Annotated in this window: 10 protein-coding genes and 1 pseudogene; 5 read left to right on the forward strand and 6 right to left on the reverse strand. The window is 66.7% G+C overall.

Going from position 1 to position 17,276, the window contains the following annotated elements:
* Positions 1-80: 80 nt before the first annotated feature.
* Both SM757_RS09105 and SM757_RS09110 read right to left on the reverse strand, forming a co-directional pair.
* Entirely contained in the window at positions 81-1,205 is a 1,125-nt protein-coding gene (locus tag SM757_RS09105) for an ATP-binding protein (RefSeq protein WP_322465181.1), read from the reverse strand.
* Positions 1,202-2,335, reverse strand: coding sequence for an FIST signal transduction protein (locus tag SM757_RS09110; RefSeq protein WP_066337600.1), 1,134 nt, complete (start codon positions 2,333-2,335; stop codon positions 1,202-1,204). The genes SM757_RS09105 and SM757_RS09110 overlap by 4 nt, the downstream gene beginning before the upstream one ends.
* 397 nt (positions 2,336-2,732) lie before the next feature.
* On the opposite strand from SM757_RS09110, the gene SM757_RS09115 reads away from it, so the two are divergent.
* From SM757_RS09115 to SM757_RS09130, 4 genes are all read left to right on the forward strand, one after another.
* Positions 2,733-5,612, forward strand: coding sequence for an EAL domain-containing protein (locus tag SM757_RS09115; protein ID WP_322465182.1), 2,880 nt, complete (start codon positions 2,733-2,735; stop codon positions 5,610-5,612).
* Positions 5,613-6,701: an HDOD domain-containing protein gene (locus SM757_RS09120; RefSeq protein WP_322465183.1), complete on the forward strand. Its 1,089-nt coding sequence runs from the start codon at positions 5,613-5,615 to the stop codon at positions 6,699-6,701. It begins immediately after the preceding gene.
* Positions 6,698-8,023 carry an HD domain-containing phosphohydrolase gene (locus tag SM757_RS09125; RefSeq protein ID WP_084267574.1) on the forward strand — a complete coding sequence of 442 codons (1,326 nt, stop codon included), beginning with the start codon at positions 6,698-6,700 and terminating at the stop codon, positions 8,021-8,023. Before SM757_RS09120 ends, SM757_RS09125 begins: the two co-directional genes overlap by 4 nt.
* A 539-nt stretch (positions 8,024-8,562) precedes the next feature.
* On the forward strand, positions 8,563-9,660 hold the full coding sequence (locus SM757_RS09130) for a PQQ-dependent sugar dehydrogenase (protein ID WP_322465184.1): 1,098 nt from the start codon (positions 8,563-8,565) through the stop codon (positions 9,658-9,660).
* Positions 9,661-9,751: 91 nt separating this feature from the next.
* Here the strand turns inward: SM757_RS09130 and SM757_RS09135 are convergent, their stop codons facing one another.
* Positions 9,752-12,211 carry an ATP-binding protein gene (locus SM757_RS09135; RefSeq protein WP_322465185.1) on the reverse strand — a complete coding sequence of 820 codons (2,460 nt, stop codon included), beginning with the start codon at positions 12,209-12,211 and terminating at the stop codon, positions 9,752-9,754.
* An 80-nt stretch (positions 12,212-12,291) separates the two neighbouring features.
* Here SM757_RS09135 and SM757_RS09140 point away from each other — a divergent pair.
* A pseudogene (locus tag SM757_RS09140) lies at positions 12,292-12,678 on the forward strand (transposase); the annotation flags it as partial.
* Positions 12,679-12,694: 16 nt separating this feature from the next.
* On the opposite strand, the gene SM757_RS09145 reads toward SM757_RS09140, so the two are convergent.
* The 3 genes from SM757_RS09145 to SM757_RS09155 all read right to left on the reverse strand — a co-directional run bounded on the left by SM757_RS09145 (position 12,695) and on the right by SM757_RS09155 (position 17,253).
* Entirely contained in the window at positions 12,695-13,780 is a 1,086-nt protein-coding gene (locus tag SM757_RS09145; RefSeq protein WP_322465227.1) for a porin, read from the reverse strand.
* A 178-nt stretch (positions 13,781-13,958) separates the two neighbouring features.
* On the reverse strand, positions 13,959-15,164 hold the full coding sequence (pcaF, locus tag SM757_RS09150) for a 3-oxoadipyl-CoA thiolase (RefSeq protein ID WP_322465186.1): 1,206 nt from the start codon (positions 15,162-15,164) through the stop codon (positions 13,959-13,961).
* Between the two features lie 34 nt (positions 15,165-15,198).
* A complete protein-coding gene (locus tag SM757_RS09155; protein ID WP_322465187.1) occupies positions 15,199-17,253 on the reverse strand; it encodes a 3-hydroxyacyl-CoA dehydrogenase NAD-binding domain-containing protein in 2,055 nt (684 codons plus the stop codon).
* Positions 17,254-17,276: the final 23 nt, after the last annotated feature.

The following is a 17,276-nucleotide window of genomic DNA, read 5'->3' on the forward strand; positions in this document are numbered from 1 at the left end:
AGGCAGTATCGTCGAACTGCCGGCTACAGACGCCCGTGCGTGATAGGCCAGTGGGCTCTTTGCGCGCCGCGCCGACGCAGCTAATCTGCGGCCCGCTCGGCTTCGGGTGCTTCGTGCCGTACGGGCAGACAGACCCGGAAGCGTGTGCCTTCACCCAGCCGGCTGTCTACGTCGATGCGGCCGCCGTGGCGACGCACGATGCCGTAGGACACCGACAGGCCCAGCCCCGTGCCCTTGCCAACCGGCTTGGTGGTGAAGAAGGGATCGAAGATGCGTCCCAGATGCTCTGGCGCGATGCTGCAGCCGTTGTCGGCGACCTCGACAAAGACTTCGTCCGCGCTCAGGCACCCGGTCGTGACGACGATGCGGCCGTGCGTCTCGCGCCCGGCCAGCGCATGCGCGGCGTTGACCAACAGATTCATGAACACCTGGTTCAGCTGCGAGGCCAGGCAATGCACCTGAGGGATCTCACCGTAGCGACGCTCCACATCGGCCACGTACTTGATCTCGTTGTGCACGATGTTGAGCGTTGAATCGAGTCCCTTGTGCAGATCGGCCCAGACCCATTCCTGCTCTGCGGCGTGCGAGAAATCCTTCAGATCCTGGACGATCTGGCGCACGCGCTGCACGCCCGCGCCGGATTCGCGCAACAGCTCGGGCACGTCCTCGCGCAGGTAGTCGTAGTCGTGCTCCTGCATCAACGTCCGCAGGGCTGTTGCCTCCGACGGTGGCAAGGCGCCCAGGCGGGCCTCGAACGCGGCGACGATGGCCAGCAGCGATTGCGCATAAGTCTGCAGGCTCGTGAGATTGGAGCCGACGTAGCCGATCGGGTTGTTGATCTCATGCGCCACGCCGGCGGCGAGCTGGCCGATAGAGGCCATTTTCTCGGCTTGCACGAGCTGGCTTTGCGTCTGCGCGAGGCGGCGGATCAGCGCCTGTTGCTCGTCGGCGTGCCGCTGGCGCTCGGCCAGTTCGGCTCGAAGGCGATCGTTGCGATCGTTGAGCTCGCGCGACATCAAGTCGAGCGAGCGCTCGATCATCGTGCGGTCGGCGTCAGCATCTTCGTAGGCTCGGCTGATGGCCATGAGCAGGTTCCCCAGCCCTGAAGGGGTCGCATCGGTCGAGCCAAAGGCGCGTCTGAGCTGACGCTGCAGCAGCTTGTGCAGGCGCAGCGAGTTGACTTCGGTAGGCTGAATGGCACTCATGCTTCGGCGAAGGTAGTGATCGTCATCGTCTGGTTGTGCAGCTCGCAACTGCCCACGCTGCCCTGTGGGCACAGCTCTCCATACGAGTAGAAGCCGGCGAGCACTGCGTGCGGCAGGACTTCGCGCACGGCTTCCAGTTCCTCTTCGATTCGCTGGCGCAACACCAGGCGGCGCGCCACGCAACTGACCAAGAGTGCCAGCTTGGGTTCGACACCATTGAGCCGGTGCACGCTGGCGCCGGCCGCTCCGGCCGCACCATCGATCAGCCGATCGAAGTTGGCTTTCATCAGTCGGGCCTGCGTGCCTTCGGGAATGTCACCGGCGAAGGTCAGGCTGCCTGCGGCTTCGTCAACGCCCAGCACGGCACGGACCAGGCCGGGCCCGCCGTCAGGGTCTTCGAGCAGCAGCGGGAAGTGCAGGGCCGAGCCCGGCAGCCCCCGTGAATGCTCGCCCAAGTAGGTCTTGTACAGCGCCAGCGCCGACTCGCCGTCGAGCTCGAACAGCAGGTTGCCCACAGACCGCGTGACACGCCGCACGGGCCCAAAGCTGTCCCAACCGCCGAGCGAGCCATAGCCTATGCGCAGCGCATCGCCATACAAGCCGACGGCAACCACGAGGGCGGTGCTGGCCTTTGCGTCGCGAAAGACCATCGTTTTGGCGAACCGGTCGCCATCGGCCGCCAGTCCTCCGCTGGCGCACACGTCGGCGGGCAGTTCCGCGCGCACTGCATGAGCAAAGGCATCACCTTTGACCAACAGGCCATCGCAGAACACCAGCATGTGGCGCAAGCCCGGCCGCACCAGCGCCGAGACGACTTGGCGCGCGGCTTCGACGCCATCGCTGCCGGGCTCGACGCTCGCCTCAACGCTTTCCACGGTGCAAGACTCGAAGTGCACCGCGGTAGCCACCAGCGTGTCGTCGTGGACGATGGTTCCAGCCACCTCGCCCGCAGTCGAGCAACCTACGCAGGTGGCTTGCGGGAACGCCGCGCGCAGCGCGTCCGTGGGCTCGTTGCGCTGCAGCAAGGCGCCGCCGCCAAAGAGCAATACCAACTGCGCCGGCGATTCATCCGCAGGCAGAACGGGCGTCCAACCAGCGGCAGGAGTCCATAGGTATTGGTCGATGTGCATGAAGCCTCCGTTGCACTAGGGCCCGACGACCGGCGTCGGGAGACTGCGCTTGTATCGGCCGGTTCGAAGTGGAATCGAGCCTTTGCTTCCCGCTCCTGTGGCGAACGTCACGACCGGCGCCACGAGCGCCTCAACCCACGGCCGGATTGGTCGAAGAATCCGGCAGTGGGTCGGTGCTTCCGATGTGTGCTGAATCAGTGCAGACACCCGGCACCTGGAGCGACCGGCCGCGGCACCCAGCCATCGCCGCGGGCATTCCTCCCTGCGCCGGCTTTTTCGCTCCACCCACGCGCGCGGCGGTCTCCGGCACGCCCGGCAAGGCCAACCCATCCAAACTTGTTGTACCCCGATGCAAGCGCCTATCCCTCTGGAGACGACAGCCGACGGTGATGTCTTGTTGGGCGACGATGCGCGCGCGCTGATCGAGCATTCGCAGACTGCGCACTTCGTGATCCAGGAGGAACGCATCGTCTACGCCAATCCGACGTTCGCGGCGCTGATCGGCTGGCCGCGGGAGGATCTGATCGGCCAGCATCATCAAGTCGCCGCGCCGCCCGAGCATCTGGAGCGCACCCGCGAGATCGTCGCGCGCCGCTTGGCAGGCAAGGTCGGTCGCCCCGGACAAATGCCGATGGTACGCCGCGACGGCAGCCGTTTGGACGTGCGCGTCTTCGCCACCTTGGTGCCCTTTGGAGGACGGCCAGCGGTGCTGGTCACGTTGAACGACATCACCGAGCTCACCGGTGCGCTGCAGCGGGCGAGCTGGAATGCGCAGATGCTGGAGCGCACCGAAACACTGTGCCGCTCGGGGTCCTTCGAGATCACGCTGCCTGAGGGCCTGGTCAAGCTGTCCAGCGGATTGCAGCAGCTGTTGGGTCTGGCGGCCGACGCGCCCGCGTGCAGCATTGACGCGTTGGACTGGGTTCCGCCCGACGAGTGCGACCTCGTCGCGGGCATCTGGCGTGGCGCTGAGCTTGGTGAGCCGTTCGACTTCCAGCACCGTGTGCTCACGGCGCAGGGACAGCGCCTGACCGTGCTGCACCGCGGACGCGTCGAGCAGGACGAGGCTGGCAAGCGGCGCGGCATCGCGCTGCTGCAGGACATCACCGCTCAGCGAGAGGCCGAGCAGCGCATGCAGCAGCTGGCAACGCAGGACGATGTGACTGGCCTGCCCAACCGCGCCGCCTTCCTCGACAAGGTCGACGCCGCCATCGTCGCAGCGGGCTGGGACAAGCACATCGTCACGCTGCTTGCGATTGACGTGCCGCGCATCTCGGAACTTCGCGACAAGCTGGGCTTTTGTGCAGGGGACGCACTGGCCATGGCCCTGGCGGCGCGGTTGCAGCAGACTGCCAGCGAGGGTGAGGTCGTGGCGCGCCTGGGCAGCCATGAGTTCGCACTGATGCTCAAGCTGCCGGCCGACGCCACCGAGGCGCAGTCCATCGTGCTGGCGCGCGCAGAGCGAATGCGCCAGGTTCTGGAGACCACAGTTCGCCTCTCCACCACCGAGATCATCGCCCGCTGCATCATCGGCGTTGCGAGCTTTCCGGGAGATGCACAGCGACCCGTGGAGTTGCTTGAGCTTGCGCAGACCGCCCGTCTACGGGCGACGCAAGATGGTCCGGTCGTTCTCTACGAACCTGAGTCCAACGCACGTGCACTGCACGAAATGCGTGTCGAGGCGCTGCTGTGCAAGGCCATCGCAGACGACGAACTGGAGCTTCACTATCAGCCGCAGGTGGATCTGTCCAACGGGCACGTCGCTGGCGCGGAAGCCTTGCTGCGCTGGACCTCACCTGCCCTGGGCGTCGTCTCGCCGGGCGAATTCATCCCCGTGGCCGAGCGTGCCGGGCTTATCGCAGCGCTGGGTGATTGGGTCTTGCGTCGGGCCTGCCAGCAGATCGCCCAATGGCGTGCCGAGGGCGTGCCGCCGGTGCGCATCGGGGTCAATTTCTCGCCGCTGCAACTGCAGCGCCGTGATCTGGCGCAGCACATTCAGGCCATCCTCCTTGAGACCGGTGCCGTCCCGGCGTTACTTGGCGTCGAGGTGACCGAAGGCTCGGTGATGGCCGACGTGGGCCATGCGGCCGCCGTGCTGCGCGAGATCAAGGCACTGGGTGTTGAGATAGCGCTGGACGACTTCGGCACCGGCTATTCCAGCCTGAGCCGCCTGCGCAGCCTGCCGATCGACGTGGTCAAGATCGACCGCTTGTTCGTGCACGACGTGACGGCCGCATCCGAAGACGTGTCCGTCACGCGCGCCCTCATCACCATGGCCCAAGGGCTGCAGCTCAAGGTGCTGGCTGAAGGCGTGGAAAGCGAGGGTCAGCTCAGCCTGCTGGCGGCCAACCGCTGCGATCTGATTCAGGGCTTCGTCTTCAGCGCGGCGCTGCCGGCCGATGCCTTTGCCACGCTGTTGCGCGAAGGACGCCGCCTGCCCGACCGGTTCGTGACCAGGGTGCGCAGGACGCGCACGTTGCTGCTGGTCGATGACGATGTGCACATCCTGGCCTCGCTCAAGCGCCTGCTGCGCCGAGACGGCTACACGATCGTCACAGCCGCCAGCGGGGCCGAAGGGCTGCAGCGCCTGGCCGAATGCGAGGTGGACGTCATCGTGTCCGACCAGCGCATGCCCGCCATGACCGGCGTGGATTTCCTGCGGCGAGCCAAGGACTTGTACCCGTACACGATCCGCATGGTGCTGTCGGGCTACACCGAGCTGCAGTCGATCATTGACGCGATCAACGAAGGGGCCATCTACAAGTTCCTCACCAAGCCCTGGGGCGATGGCCTGCTGCGGGGTCATGTGGCCGAGGCCTTTCGCCAGAAGGAGCTGGCCGACGAAAACCGGCGCCTGGCGCGTCAGGTGGAGTCAGCCAACGCGGACTACCAGGCGTTGAACCAACGTCTTGAGGCGCTGCTGGCGCAGCAGCGCAGCGAAACCGAGTTGCTTGCCCTGGCGGCCTCCAGCGCGCGCGATGCGCTGGAGGCCCTTCCTGGGGCGGTGGTCGTCGTCGATGGCGACGGCACGCTGGCATTCGTCAACGCCGGGGCTCGGGAGTTGATACCCGGCGCCGCCGCCGAGCTCGGCGCGCGCGCCGTCGACGTCTTGCCGGACTGCATGACGCGCACGGACTGGGACACGGGCGGACCCGGCTCCATTATCGAGCTTGGCGGCAGGCGCCACCGCGCGCTGCGCCGCACGCTGCAGCGTGACGGGCAGATGCCAAGCCACATCCTGCTCTTGACCCCCGAGATCGCTGCGAAGGCCCACTGAATGATTGCACTTGTATCCGAAGGACAGGCGCCAGGCTCTGTCAGCCAACAAGCTCACGGTGACGTGCCTACGATCGAAGCCCCGCGGGCCACCGCCGCGCTGGCCCGCTTGTTCCGACGCTCATTGGCCCAGGGCTCGGTGAACCCGCTTCTTCCGTTACTGCGGCACTACCACGGTGTGTTGGCTCCCCTGGCCATTGCTGAGTCAACACACGCGGCAAGCCAGGAAAGAGCGCCGCATGTGCCCATCACGTTGAGCGAACTGCAGCGTGCAGTCATAGCGCTACCGAGCTTGCCTCAGGCCGTGCAGGAGGCATTGGCCGCTCTGCAGGCAGAGGGGATCAGCGCCACGGCCATTGCCGAGCGCATCGAGCACGACCAGGCCATGGTCGCGCGCACGCTGCGGGCAGCCAACACCGCCTTCTATGGCGCGCCTGGGCGCGTGGCGACCATTCGTGCGGCCATTTCCATTCTGGGACTGCGAGCCGTGTCCGCGCTGCTGACAGCGGTGGCCGTCTCTGCCCGGTTTCCGGCACAGGCCAATATCCCGCTGAATTTCAAACAGTTCTGGCGTGGTGCCCTGACCACCGCGATCATCGCGCGCGAGCTGGCACCCGTGGTCCGGCTCGATGCCGATGTGGCGTTTACCGCCGCCTTGTTGCACGACGTGGGCGTGCTGGCGCTCGCGACGTCGTTTCCTGCCGCCTACGGTACCGTGCAGCAGTACGCGCACCAGGCCGATGTGCCGCTGTGGCAGGCCGAACGTGTGGTGCTCGGCGTCGATCACGGTGTCGCAGGCGAACTGCTCGCCCACCGTTGGCACCTGCCAGCCGTCATCACCAGCGCCATCGCCGCGCATCATGCGCCGCCTGCTTCGACCGGTTCGGGTACTGCGACGTTGACGGAGCTGGTGCATATCGCCGATGCGCTGGCGCATGGCGTCGTCCCGCAGGAGGACGCTCATGAGGCCGTCCCGGAGGTTAGCGTTGACATCTGGTCCCGCTTTAATGTCAGTGTCGAGCTCTGCCTGGATGTGTTGCGGTCCAGCGGCGCGGCGGCCGATGCCCTGTGCGAGGCGCTCGCATCATGAACGCCGTCGAATTACCGGTGACGCCTGCTGCAACCGCGGCCTGCGCCGCTGCGGAGCCCACCGTGCTGTGCGTCGACGATGAGCCCAACATTCTCTCGGCGCTCAAGCGCACGCTGCGCACCGGCGGCTGGCGTATTCTGACCGCTGGCAGTGGGGCCGAGGCGCTGCAGATGCTGGCCACGCAGGCGGTCGACATCGTCATCTCGGACATGCGCATGCCCGCGATGGATGGTGCTGCGCTACTGGAACAGGTGCACGCACACTGGCCCGAAACTGTTCGCCTGTTGCTCACCGGGCATGCCGATTCCGGTGCGGCCATCGCAGCCATCAACCGCGGGCGGATCTTTCGGTATCTGACCAAGCCCTGGGACGATGGCGAGCTGCACTCGACCGTGCGCCAGGGCTTGCAGATGCTTCAGCTTGAGCGCGAGCGCCGTCGGCTGGAAGCGCTGACGTCACGCCAAAACGCGGAGCTGCAACAAGCCAATGAAACGCTCGAGCAGCGTGTACAGGAGCGCACCGAGGCGCTGGCCAAGGCCAACGACACGCTCAAACGCAGCTATCTCACCGGCATCAAGGTGTTCTCGGGCCTGATCGAGATGCGCGGCGGGCGCTTGGCTGGGCACGGCAGGCGGGTTGCCGATTTGGCGCGCAAGCTGTCGCAAGCCATGGCTTGCCCCGACGACGAGGTGCAGCAGATCTTCGTGGCATCGCTGCTGCACGACATCGGTCTGATCGGACTGCCCGATGCGCTGTTGGCCAAACCTGCCGCAAAGTGCTCGGACAAGGAGTCCATGCAGTACCAGCGGCACACGGAACTGGGCGAACAGGCGCTGATGCCTATGGAGGAGATGCAGCAGGTGGCGGCGCTCATCCGGTCTCACCATGAACGATTCGACGGTAAGGGCTTTCCGGTCGGAAAAAGTGGCCAGTCCATTCCACTGGGTGCTCGCATCCTCGCGGTGGTCGACGCCTTCGACGAGATGCAAAACGGGCATTTGGTCGAGTCGCCATTGACACTGCAGGAGGCTCGTGCCTTGATCCGCCATGGCCGCGGCACTCAGTTCGACCCCGAGGTGGTGGATGTCTTCCTGCACATCACCGAGCCCGAACGGCGGCAGTCCAACCCCGAGGTGATACTGGGCTCGCAGCTGCTCGAACCCACGATGGTGCTGGCGCGCGACCTGGTGTCGCCTACCGGCGTGCTGATGCTGGCTGTAGGGCAGGTGCTCACCGCACCGCTGATACAGCGCATCCGCGAGTTCGATCAACGCACAGGCGGCAAGCTCATCGTCCATGTCAAACCCCGCGGGGGCCTATGAGCCACACTCGTTCGGTTCAGTGGGCGCAGTGCATGGGCTAGGGCAGTTGCTCGTGCATCAATCGACCGCTGTCGTGAACATCCGTGGCGGACGCGCAGAGCAAGTGGCTGTGCGAGTTCTCATCGAGGCCGCAGGCGTGACTACAGGGCTTGCCCATCAAGCGAGCCGTATACATGTTTGCAGGCCAGGTCTCATCACCACGTGGAGCTTGCAAAGAGCGTCCGATCCGTACATTTCGTAAAACTACGAGCCCCCGCATCAGATGCAAATCGATTCAAAAGTGCGCGCCTTGGTGTGAGATTCTTCTGCTTGGTGAGCCTTCCCAAACAATTCCCAAGTTCTCTTTCCTTCGACTTCATAGGGACAGATGTATGCGCATGGGCCCAAATACCGCTTTGGCAACAACCTTGAGCGGATATTCTCGACGCGAATTACTTCGCCGTATGGCTGGTGCTGCAAGCGCTGCCGGGGTCGCCGCGTTACTGCCCGGTTGTGGCGGAGGCAGCAGTGCGGCGCGCACGGAAAGCGCCCTGGAGGGCGTGAAGGCCTTGGGCGGCCTGCTGCCGACCGTGAGCACGGTGCGCAGTGGCCTCGATCACCCGTGGGGCTTGGCCTTCCTGGCCGACAACAGCATGCTCGTGACGGAGCGCGTCGGTCGCTTGAGCCTTGTAAGCGCGGACGGCGGCAAGATCAGCACGGTTACTGGTTTCCCTATTGGGCGGCTCCAGACTGCCGGCCACGGCGGGTTGCTGGACGTCGCGGTGGACCACAGTGAAGGCGGTGACATCTGGGTCTATCTCAGCTACGCGGAGCTGGGTACGGACGAGCAATCCGACCGTGCCGGGGCTGCGGTCGCCCGGGCGCGTCTTGTTGGCACCGAGCTGCATGATTTCACGGTCATCTTCCGCGCCTTTCCGAAGTACCCCTTGAGCTTGAGCACGTTCCACTATGGCTCCCGTCTGCTCTTGGCGGGAGACGACAAGCTCTTCATCACTGTGGGCGAGGGGCGCAACGAGCTGCTGAGGCGACAGGCGCAATGGCTGCGCAGTCATCTTGGAAAGATCGTGCGTATCAACCGGGACGGAAGCGTGCCGCAGGACAATCCGTTCATAGGCCATGAGGTCGCACAGCCCGAGCTGTGGACGCTGGGCCACCGCAATCCTCAAGGCCTGGCGATGCACCCGGTCACGGGCGACATCTGGAGCAGTGAGCATGGCCCGCAAGGCGGCGATGAGCTCAATGTCATCGAGCCAGGACACAACTACGGCTGGCCCAAGATTTCCTATGGTTGTGAATATGGGACGCCGGTAGATACCTGCACGGTGGTGGGCGGGAGCACGTCCGCGCCTGGCCTGGATCAGCCTGTGACGCATTGGGGCCGGGTGCGCATCGCGCCCAGCGGCATGGCCTTCTGCGATGGGCGCATGTTCCCGGAGTGGCGCGACCACCTGATCCTTGCCGGACTGGGTGGCAAGGAACTGTGGCTGGTGGGCATTGAAGGCCGTACCGTGGTGTCCCGCACGCCTATGTTCGCCGAATTGGGAAGGCGTTTCCGCCACGTTCGACAGGCACCTGACGGTAGCCTGCTGCTGCTGACGGACGAGGACAACGGCAGCATTCTGCGCGTATCGGTTTAGCCGGCAAGCGGCGCGAAGCAGCCGGTGTCGGCACTGAGAAAGTCTTTGCCCTCGCCCTCCTTTTAGGAGAATCCAGTCTGTTCCCGGTCGATCACGCCAAGCGAAACGGCAGCTCGACGCTGAAGGTGCTGCCTTGCCCCGGCTGGCTTTGCACCGCTAGCTCGCCGCCCATCATGTCCACCAAATGCCGCACGATGGAAAGGCCCAGTCCCGTGCCACCGAAGCGCCGCGTGGTGGAGGAGTCGGCCTGCGTGAAGGCTTCGAAAATCCGTGCCTGCGCCTGCTGCGCGATGCCTATGCCCGTATCGCTGACGTCGAATCGAAGCAGCACCTCTCCAACCCCATGAGCTTTTTGTTGAACGTGCAGCTTGATGCTGCCGGTCAGCGTGAACTTGACGGCATTGCCCAGCAGATTCAATAGCACCTGCTTCAGGCGCAGCGGATCACCGGTGAGCATTTTTGCCAGGTCCGCTCCGGCATCGAACTCCAGCATCAGCCCCTTGGCCAAGGCCTGTGGCTCCACAATGGCACGCACGGCGTCGAGTACGGATGCCAGATCAAAGGCGACACGCTCCAGCCGCATCTCCCCGGCTTCAATGCGTGAGAGGTCGAGCACGTCGTTCACCAGGGCCAACAGCTGCTCACCGGCCTGGGCGACGTGGCCGACGAAGCCTTGTGCCCGTGGGGGCAGTGCCATCTGCTGCAGTAGGTGACTCAACCCGATGACGGCGTTGAGCGGCGTGCGTAGCTCGTGGCTCATCGTGGCCAGAAACGCGCTCTTGGCTTGGTTGGCGGACTGGGCAGCATCGCGCGCCGTGACCAGCTCGGCGGTGCGATTCAACACGCGCTGCTCCAAGGCGGCGTTGAGCGCCTGGAGTTCGCCTTCCGCCTGCTTGCGCTGCGTGATATCCCTGAAGAGGATGGCCACCCGCCGTTCTCCAGGCTGGCCGACCTTAAAAGCGTGCACCTCGAAACTCCGCTGCAGCGCTTTGGCCGCACCTTCGAAGTGGACGGGCTCGCCCGTGATGGCAACATGTCCGAAGGTTTCGAACCAGTGCGCCTCGTGCTGCGGTGCGAGTTCGCGCATGCGTCGCCCCACGGCATCGAGCAAGCCCGTCTGCTGGCTGAAAGCCGGATTCACGGATTCGAGCCGGAAGTCCACCGGGCGGCCTGCAGCGTCAAATATCACTTCGACAGTGCAGAAACCTTCGTTCATGCGCTCGAACAGCGTGCGATAGCGCTCCTCGCTCAGGCGCAGGGCCTCTTCGGCGCGTGCGCGCTGCACGGCGGCCCAGGCGCGTTCGGCCACGTCTTCCACCAGTGCGATCTCGTCGGCGGTCCAGTGCCGCGGCACGCTCTGGCTGACTGCCAGACAGGCCGCGAGGCATCCGTCTTTCACGATCGGCACGATCAGGCAGGCACGAATGCCCGCTGCCACCTCAATGAGATGGTCCAGCCCTTGGCGCTGCGCCGCTTCCTGCACGTCGGCGACCACGACCGTTTGCCTTGCCACGAGCTGCTGTGCTACGTACGAACCAAAATCCTGGACGATGGCGTCCGGCACCTCGCTGTACACGATCTGGCTGGCACCCAAGTGCACGCCGAGCAGACGCGCCACTTCAGCCTGGATGGCGCTGGCCTCGCCATGCGGGCGCAGCGCGTCTTCCAACTGGGCTATGAAGCGCTGCGCCTGGGCCTTGCGGCGCGTATCGGCCTCCCGCACCCGCTCGGTGACGTCACGTGCAAAGATCGCGACACCGCCCTCCTCGGTCGGATAGGCATCGATTTCGAGGTGCACGTCATAGCCTTCGCCGACGTAGTGCTGATGCAGGTGCTGCTCCACGCCTTCGGTCACCACGCGCCGATACGCGTGGCCCGCGTCCAGATCCACGGAAGCCGGGAACACGTCCCAATGGGTGCGCCCGAGCACTTCTCGCCTTGACTTGCTGACCAGGCGTTCGGCGGCCGGGTTCATCGAGACGAAGCGAAACTCCGGGTCGAGCACGAAGTGCGCGTCCGTCATCTGCTCCAGCAGACGCGCCGCGCGTTGCTCGGCTTTTATAAGTGCCAGGTGCCCCATGACCTCGTGCGTGACGTCCTGGACATGGTGAAGCAGGAAGCGCACTTCACCGTCGGCGCCCGGCACCGGCACGTTGAGCGGTGCCCAGTGGCGCTCCTCCCAGGTGCCATCGGAGCGGCGCAAGTCGTAGCGCTGAATGGCCATGCGGTGCGGCGCCCGGGTACGCAGCACAGTCTCCAGCGACATGCGCAGGTTGCCGACACCAGAGGGCTCGGGGTTGTCCGGGTTGGCATCCGGGAACACCTCGAACAGTGGCCGGCCCAAAGTGGCTTCCCGGGTCGTCAGGGTTGCTGCGAGGCGCTCGTCGCTGGCTGCCAGCATCGTGAAGCGCGGAGCGTCGGCGGCCAGCAGCAGCCAGACCCCCGGCATGGCGGCGAACACGGCATTGAAATCCTCTGCGCAAAGCGCTACGCCGGCCAGGGGCCCGTGATGTAGCCCCGTAGGAGAGTCACCGTGCTGGATGTTGTTCATGTGGAGGTGCGGCCGGACTGCCGGGCTGCTGCTACAGACGTAGCAGCAGTTTGCCAAAGTGGCGAGCCCCGCAAGGGCAGCATCAGCGATTGCACAATGCACTGTTGCAGTCCGCACGCGGCATTGGCCCCGTGGCCAGCGCCACGCTCATTGCCGAGTTGCCTGAGATCGGGCGGCTGATCAGGCGTGAGATCGCCGCCCTCGTGGGCGTGGCTCCCGTGGCCTGTGACTCGGGCTACAGCAACGGACGACGCCGTGTACAGGGCGGGCGCTTTGACGTGCGCCGCGTGCTCGGCAGGCCATGCTCACTGCCGTCGTGCGCAACCCGCCGCTCAAGGCGTTCCACGAGCGGCTGCGTGCCGCGGGCAAGCTGCCCAAGGTGGCGCTGGCGGCTTGTATGCGCAAGCATGCTCAACGCCATGGTCAGAACCGGTACACCCTGGAACGGCTCACTTCACGGCACTTGACTCGTAAGTCGGTTACTCAGAACCGGTGCTGCACACCCACGATCACACCGGTCTGCGTGTCACGGAAACCCGTGACGCCCTGCGGGCTGACATCGCGGGTCAGCGCCACCGATTGGCCGTTCTTGGCGCGGGCATGGCCCGCGGTGGCATACAAGTCGGTGCGCTTGGACAGCGCATAGCGGGCGCGCAGCACCAGCATCTTGGGATCAGCTTCGGTGGCGAGGTTGCGCTGGTCCAGGTAGTACAGCCCCGCGGACAACCCCAGCGCCGGGGTCGCCTGCCAGTTCGCGCCCACCCAGTAGGTGTTGGCACGCAGTTCTGCAGCACCGCTGGCCCGCTCCATCTTGTAGTAGCGGGCACCGGCCTTGAGAGCCACGTCCTTGTTGAGCTGCCAGCCCAGGCCCGCGTGGTACGCCGTGGTCTCGTCGCGGGGCGTCGGATTCTGCGTGCCGTTGATGCGCTCGCCCGTAAGCGCGGCGCTGAAGGGCCCGGCGCCATAGCCTACGGCGAGCGCGTAACGCCGCCCGGCACCGCTGGCGCCCGCCACTTCGCCAAATCCATAGGAGGCACCGACCTTGAAGCCGCCGAACGTGCCGGTGTACTTCAGGATGTTGTCGAAAGCGGTGGTCATGCCATACGCACTGGAGGCGGCGGCCGTGGTGCCGTTGCTGGCCGTGGCCCAGGAGTAGGCCGGCGAATAGCCCATGGGGTCGAACGGCAGGATGAAGTCGTAGGCCGTGGTGTACGAGCGGCCGGCGATGATCCGGCCGAAGGCACCCTCCAGGCCAACGTTGGCCTGGCGGCGGAACAACCCGTTCGGAACGCTGCTGGGCGTATCCACGCTGCCGTTGTCGATGAAGATGCCGGATTCGAGCTGGAACACGGCCTTGAGGCCACCGCCCAGGTCCTCGCTGCCGCGAACGCCCCAGCGTGACGTGTTCATGCCACCGGAGGTCAGCCGCGTGACGGAACCTCCCGTGGCGCTGGCGTGGTTGACGAATTCCACGCCGGCGTCGACCAGACCGTAGAGGGTTACGCCGGATTGGGCCTGCGCGGCGAAGGCCGCGGGCAGGGCGGCCACCGCGATGGCGATTTTTTTCATCATGGGTGTCTCCTCGTCATGAGGTTGGGGATGGCGCATCGCACCTTGGCGGTACGGCGCTGGGGACACTGGCAGCACGCGAAGTGCTTCCAGGCAGGCGACGGACGTCTGCAGCGGGTGCAGAGGCCCGCACAAGAGGAACTCGGCTCGCGAGGCTGCCGTAGGCAGCCCCGAGGGGTCAAACCCTTTCGAGCACGATGGCGATGCCCTGGCCCACGCCGATGCACATCGTGCACAGCGCGTAGCGTCCGCCTGTGTGGTGCAACTGGTTCACGGCCGTGGCCACCAGCCGTGCGCCGCTGGCGCCCAGCGGGTGGCCCAGCGCGATGGCGCCACCCCACGGGTTCACGCGCGGGTCGTCGTCGCGCAGGCCCAGCTCTCGCAGCACGGCCAGGCCCTGCGCCGCGAAGGCCTCGTTGAGCTCGATCACGTCCATCTGCTCCAGGCTCAGGCCTGTGAGCGCCAGCACCTTGCGCGTCGCCGGTGCCGGGCCGATGCCCATGATCCGCGGCGCCACGCCTGCGGTAGCCATGCCCACCACACGGGCGCGCGGCGTCAGGCCCTGCCGCACTGCGGCGGCTTCGCCGGCCAGGATCAGCGCGCAGGCGCCGTCGTTGACGCCCGAGGCATTGCCGGCCGTGACAGTGCCGTCCGGGCGCACCACCCCCTTGAGCCGGGCCAGCGCCTCCAGCGACGTTTCGCGCGGGTGCTCGTCCTGGCTCACCACCAGGGCATCGCCCTTCTTCTGCACGATCGTCACCGGCGTGATTTCGGCGGCCAGCAGGCCGGCCTTCTGCGCCGCCACGGTCTTGCGCTGCGAGGCCAGGGCGAACTTGTCCTGGTCCTCGCGGCTGATGCCGAACTCGGTGGCGACGTTCTCCGCCGTCGCAGGCATGGAATCCACGCCGTAGGCTGCCTTCATCGCCGGGTTGACGAAGCGCCAGCCGATGGTGGTGTCTTCCACCGAGTTCTGACGGCTGAAAGCAGCGGTCGCCTTGGGCATGACGAAAGGAGCGCGGCTCATGCTTTCCACGCCGCCGGCCACCATCAATTCGGTTTCGCCGGCCTTGATGGCGCGTGCGGCAGTGCCAATGGCATCCATGCCCGAGCCGCACAGCCGATTGACGGTGGAGCCGGGCAGGCTCATGGGCAAGCCGGCGAGCAGCAGCGACATGCGCGCGACGTTGCGGTTGTCCTCGCCGGCCTGGTTGGCGCAACCGTAGATCACGTCGCCAAAGGCTTCCCAATCCAGGTTCGGGTGGCGCTCGGCCAGGGCCTTGAGCGGCACGGCGCCGAGGTCATCGGCGCGCACGGACGAGAGGCTGCCGCCGTAGCGGCCGAAAGGCGTGCGCAGCGCGTCGCAGATGAAGGCGTGTCGGGTCATGGGAGTCTCCGATAGGTCTGGTGAAAGCCGGGCGTCACGCGAGCTGCTGCAGCACGTGGCACAGGTCGCCGCGCACGAAGCCGGGGCCGCTGAGATCGGCGAGCCAGTCCATGTCCTGGGCGAGCGCCTCGGCGCCGCGCTCGCGCGCCCAGAACACTGGGCCGCCTTCCCAGCGCGGGAAGCCGAAGCCGTTGACCAGGACCACGTCCACGTCGCTGGCGCGGCGGGCCACGCCCTCGGCAAGCAGCCGCGCCGCCTCGTTGACCATGGCCAGCAGCGCACGGCGCTGGATTTCGTCGTCGCTCAGCGTGCGCGGCACCAGGCCCTTGTCCGCACGGGCCCGCTCGATGAGCGTGTGCACCGCCGGATCGCTCTTGCGGCCGCGGCTGCCGCTTTCGTGGACGTAGTAGCCCGCCCCGGTCTTGCGCCCCAGGCGACCGGCCTCGCACAACCGGTCCGGGATGTGCACGTAGCGCGCAGCCGGGTCGCGCGTGGCGGCCTGCGCCTGGCGCATGCGCCAGGCGATGTCCAGCCCTGAGAGGTCCGCCACCGCGAAGGGCCCCATGGCAAAGCCGAAAGCCTCCAGCGCAGCGTCCACCTGCGCGGGCCAGGCGCCCTCCTCGATCATGAATTCGCACTGACGACGGTAGGCCGCGTAGATGCGGTTGCCGATGAAACCGAAGGCATTGCCCGTGACCACTGGCAGCTTGCGCAGCCGCTTGGCGACCACCAGCCCGGTGGCCAGCGCGTCGGCCGCGGTGGCCGCGCCGCGCACCACCTCCAACAGCCGCATCACGTGGGCGGGGCTGAAAAAGTGCAGCCCAATCACGTCCTGCGGGCGCCGCGTGGCGCCGGCGATGGCGTCCAGGTCCAGGTACGAGGTGTTGGAGGCCAGCACCGCGCCGGGCCGGGCCAGGGTGTCGATGCGCGCGAACACCTGCCGCTTGACGTCCAGGTCTTCGAACACCGCCTCGATCACCAGGTCGCTGGAGCCCAGCACCGACCAGTCGATGGTGGGCTGCAACCGCGCCTCGCACTGCGCCGCCGTCGATGCCTTGAGCTTGCCCGCCTGCACGCGGCTCGCGTAGTGCTCGCGGATGCGCTCGGTGCCGCGCCGCAGCGCGGCCTCGTCCTGCTCCAGCAGCGCGACATCGAAGCCGGCATCCAACGCGGCGATGGCGATGCCTGTTCCCATGGTGCCCGCGCCGATGACGGCGACGTGCTGCACCGGGCGCGGTGCCACGCCTTCGAGCTCAGGCAGCCGTGCGCTGTCGCGCTCGGCGAAGAACTGGTGGCGCAGCGCGCGCGCTTCGCGCGAGACGCGCAGCGCCTGGAACGCGGAACGCTCGCTCGCCAGGCCCTCCTCAATGGGAACTTGCGCCGCGGACATCACGGCCTCGATGGCCGCGTGCACCGCCGGGCGTGCCTTGCCGGCCTTGAGCGCTGCCGCCGCAGCCTGCTCCACCGCCTGGGCGTCTGCCGCCGGCACGACGCGGTCACGCACGCGGGCCTTGTTGCCGACGAGGCCGCGGGCATGGGCCACGGCAGCCGCGCGCAGATCGCCTTGCGCCTCGCAGTCGATGAGCCCCAGCGCCAGGGCCTGGCCGCTGGGCACGCGGGCGCCGCTGCAAGTCAACTCGATGGCCTTGGGCACGCCCACCAGGCGCGGCAGCCGCTGCGTGCCACCCGCACCCGGGATGATGCCCAGCGTGACCTCGGGCAGGCCGACCACGGTGCCGGCAGCAGCCACGCGGGCATCGCAGCCCAGCGCCAGCTCGAAGCCGCCACCCAGCGCCGCACCGTGCAGTGCCGCCACCACGGGCTTGTCGCAGGCCTCGATGGCCGCAATCACCGCCGGCAACTGCGGCTCCTGCAACGGCTGGCCGAACTCGCGCAGGTCGGAGCCGGCGATGAAGCAATTTCCTGCGCCGATGAGCACGGCGGCGTGGATGCCTCCGTCGCTGGCCACCGTCTCCAAAACTTCCAGCAGGCCGCGGCGCACTTGGGCCGAGCCGGCATTCACGGGCGGGTTGTCGATCACGACGACGGCCACGTCGCCGTCGCGTTCCAGGTGTACACGGGCGCTCATGTCGCTGCTCCGGTGATGTCAAT

The organism is Azohydromonas lata, from assembly GCF_034427735.1.
In the GTDB taxonomy this organism is placed as follows: Bacteria; Pseudomonadota; Gammaproteobacteria; order Burkholderiales; family Burkholderiaceae_C; genus Azohydromonas; species Azohydromonas lata.

What these genes read in the sequence shown, in the direction of transcription:
- SM757_RS09135 (WP_322465185.1), bottom strand. Translation starts at nt 12,211, where the DNA reads ATGAACAACATCCAGCACGGTGACTCTCCTACGGGGCTACATCACGGG.
- SM757_RS09120 (WP_322465183.1), top strand. Translation starts at nt 5,613, where the DNA reads ATGATTGCACTTGTATCCGAAGGACAGGCGCCAGGCTCTGTCAGCCAA.
- SM757_RS09110 (WP_066337600.1), bottom strand. Translation starts at nt 2,335, where the DNA reads ATGCACATCGACCAATACCTATGGACTCCTGCCGCTGGTTGGACGCCC.
- SM757_RS09155 (WP_322465187.1), bottom strand. Translation starts at nt 17,253, where the DNA reads ATGAGCGCCCGTGTACACCTGGAACGCGACGGCGACGTGGCCGTCGTC.
- pcaF (WP_322465186.1), bottom strand. Translation starts at nt 15,164, where the DNA reads ATGACCCGACACGCCTTCATCTGCGACGCGCTGCGCACGCCTTTCGGC.
- SM757_RS09125 (WP_084267574.1), top strand. Translation starts at nt 6,698, where the DNA reads ATGAACGCCGTCGAATTACCGGTGACGCCTGCTGCAACCGCGGCCTGC.
- SM757_RS09145 (WP_322465227.1), bottom strand. Translation starts at nt 13,780, where the DNA reads ATGAAAAAAATCGCCATCGCGGTGGCCGCCCTGCCCGCGGCCTTCGCC.
- SM757_RS09105 (WP_322465181.1), bottom strand. Translation starts at nt 1,205, where the DNA reads ATGAGTGCCATTCAGCCTACCGAAGTCAACTCGCTGCGCCTGCACAAG.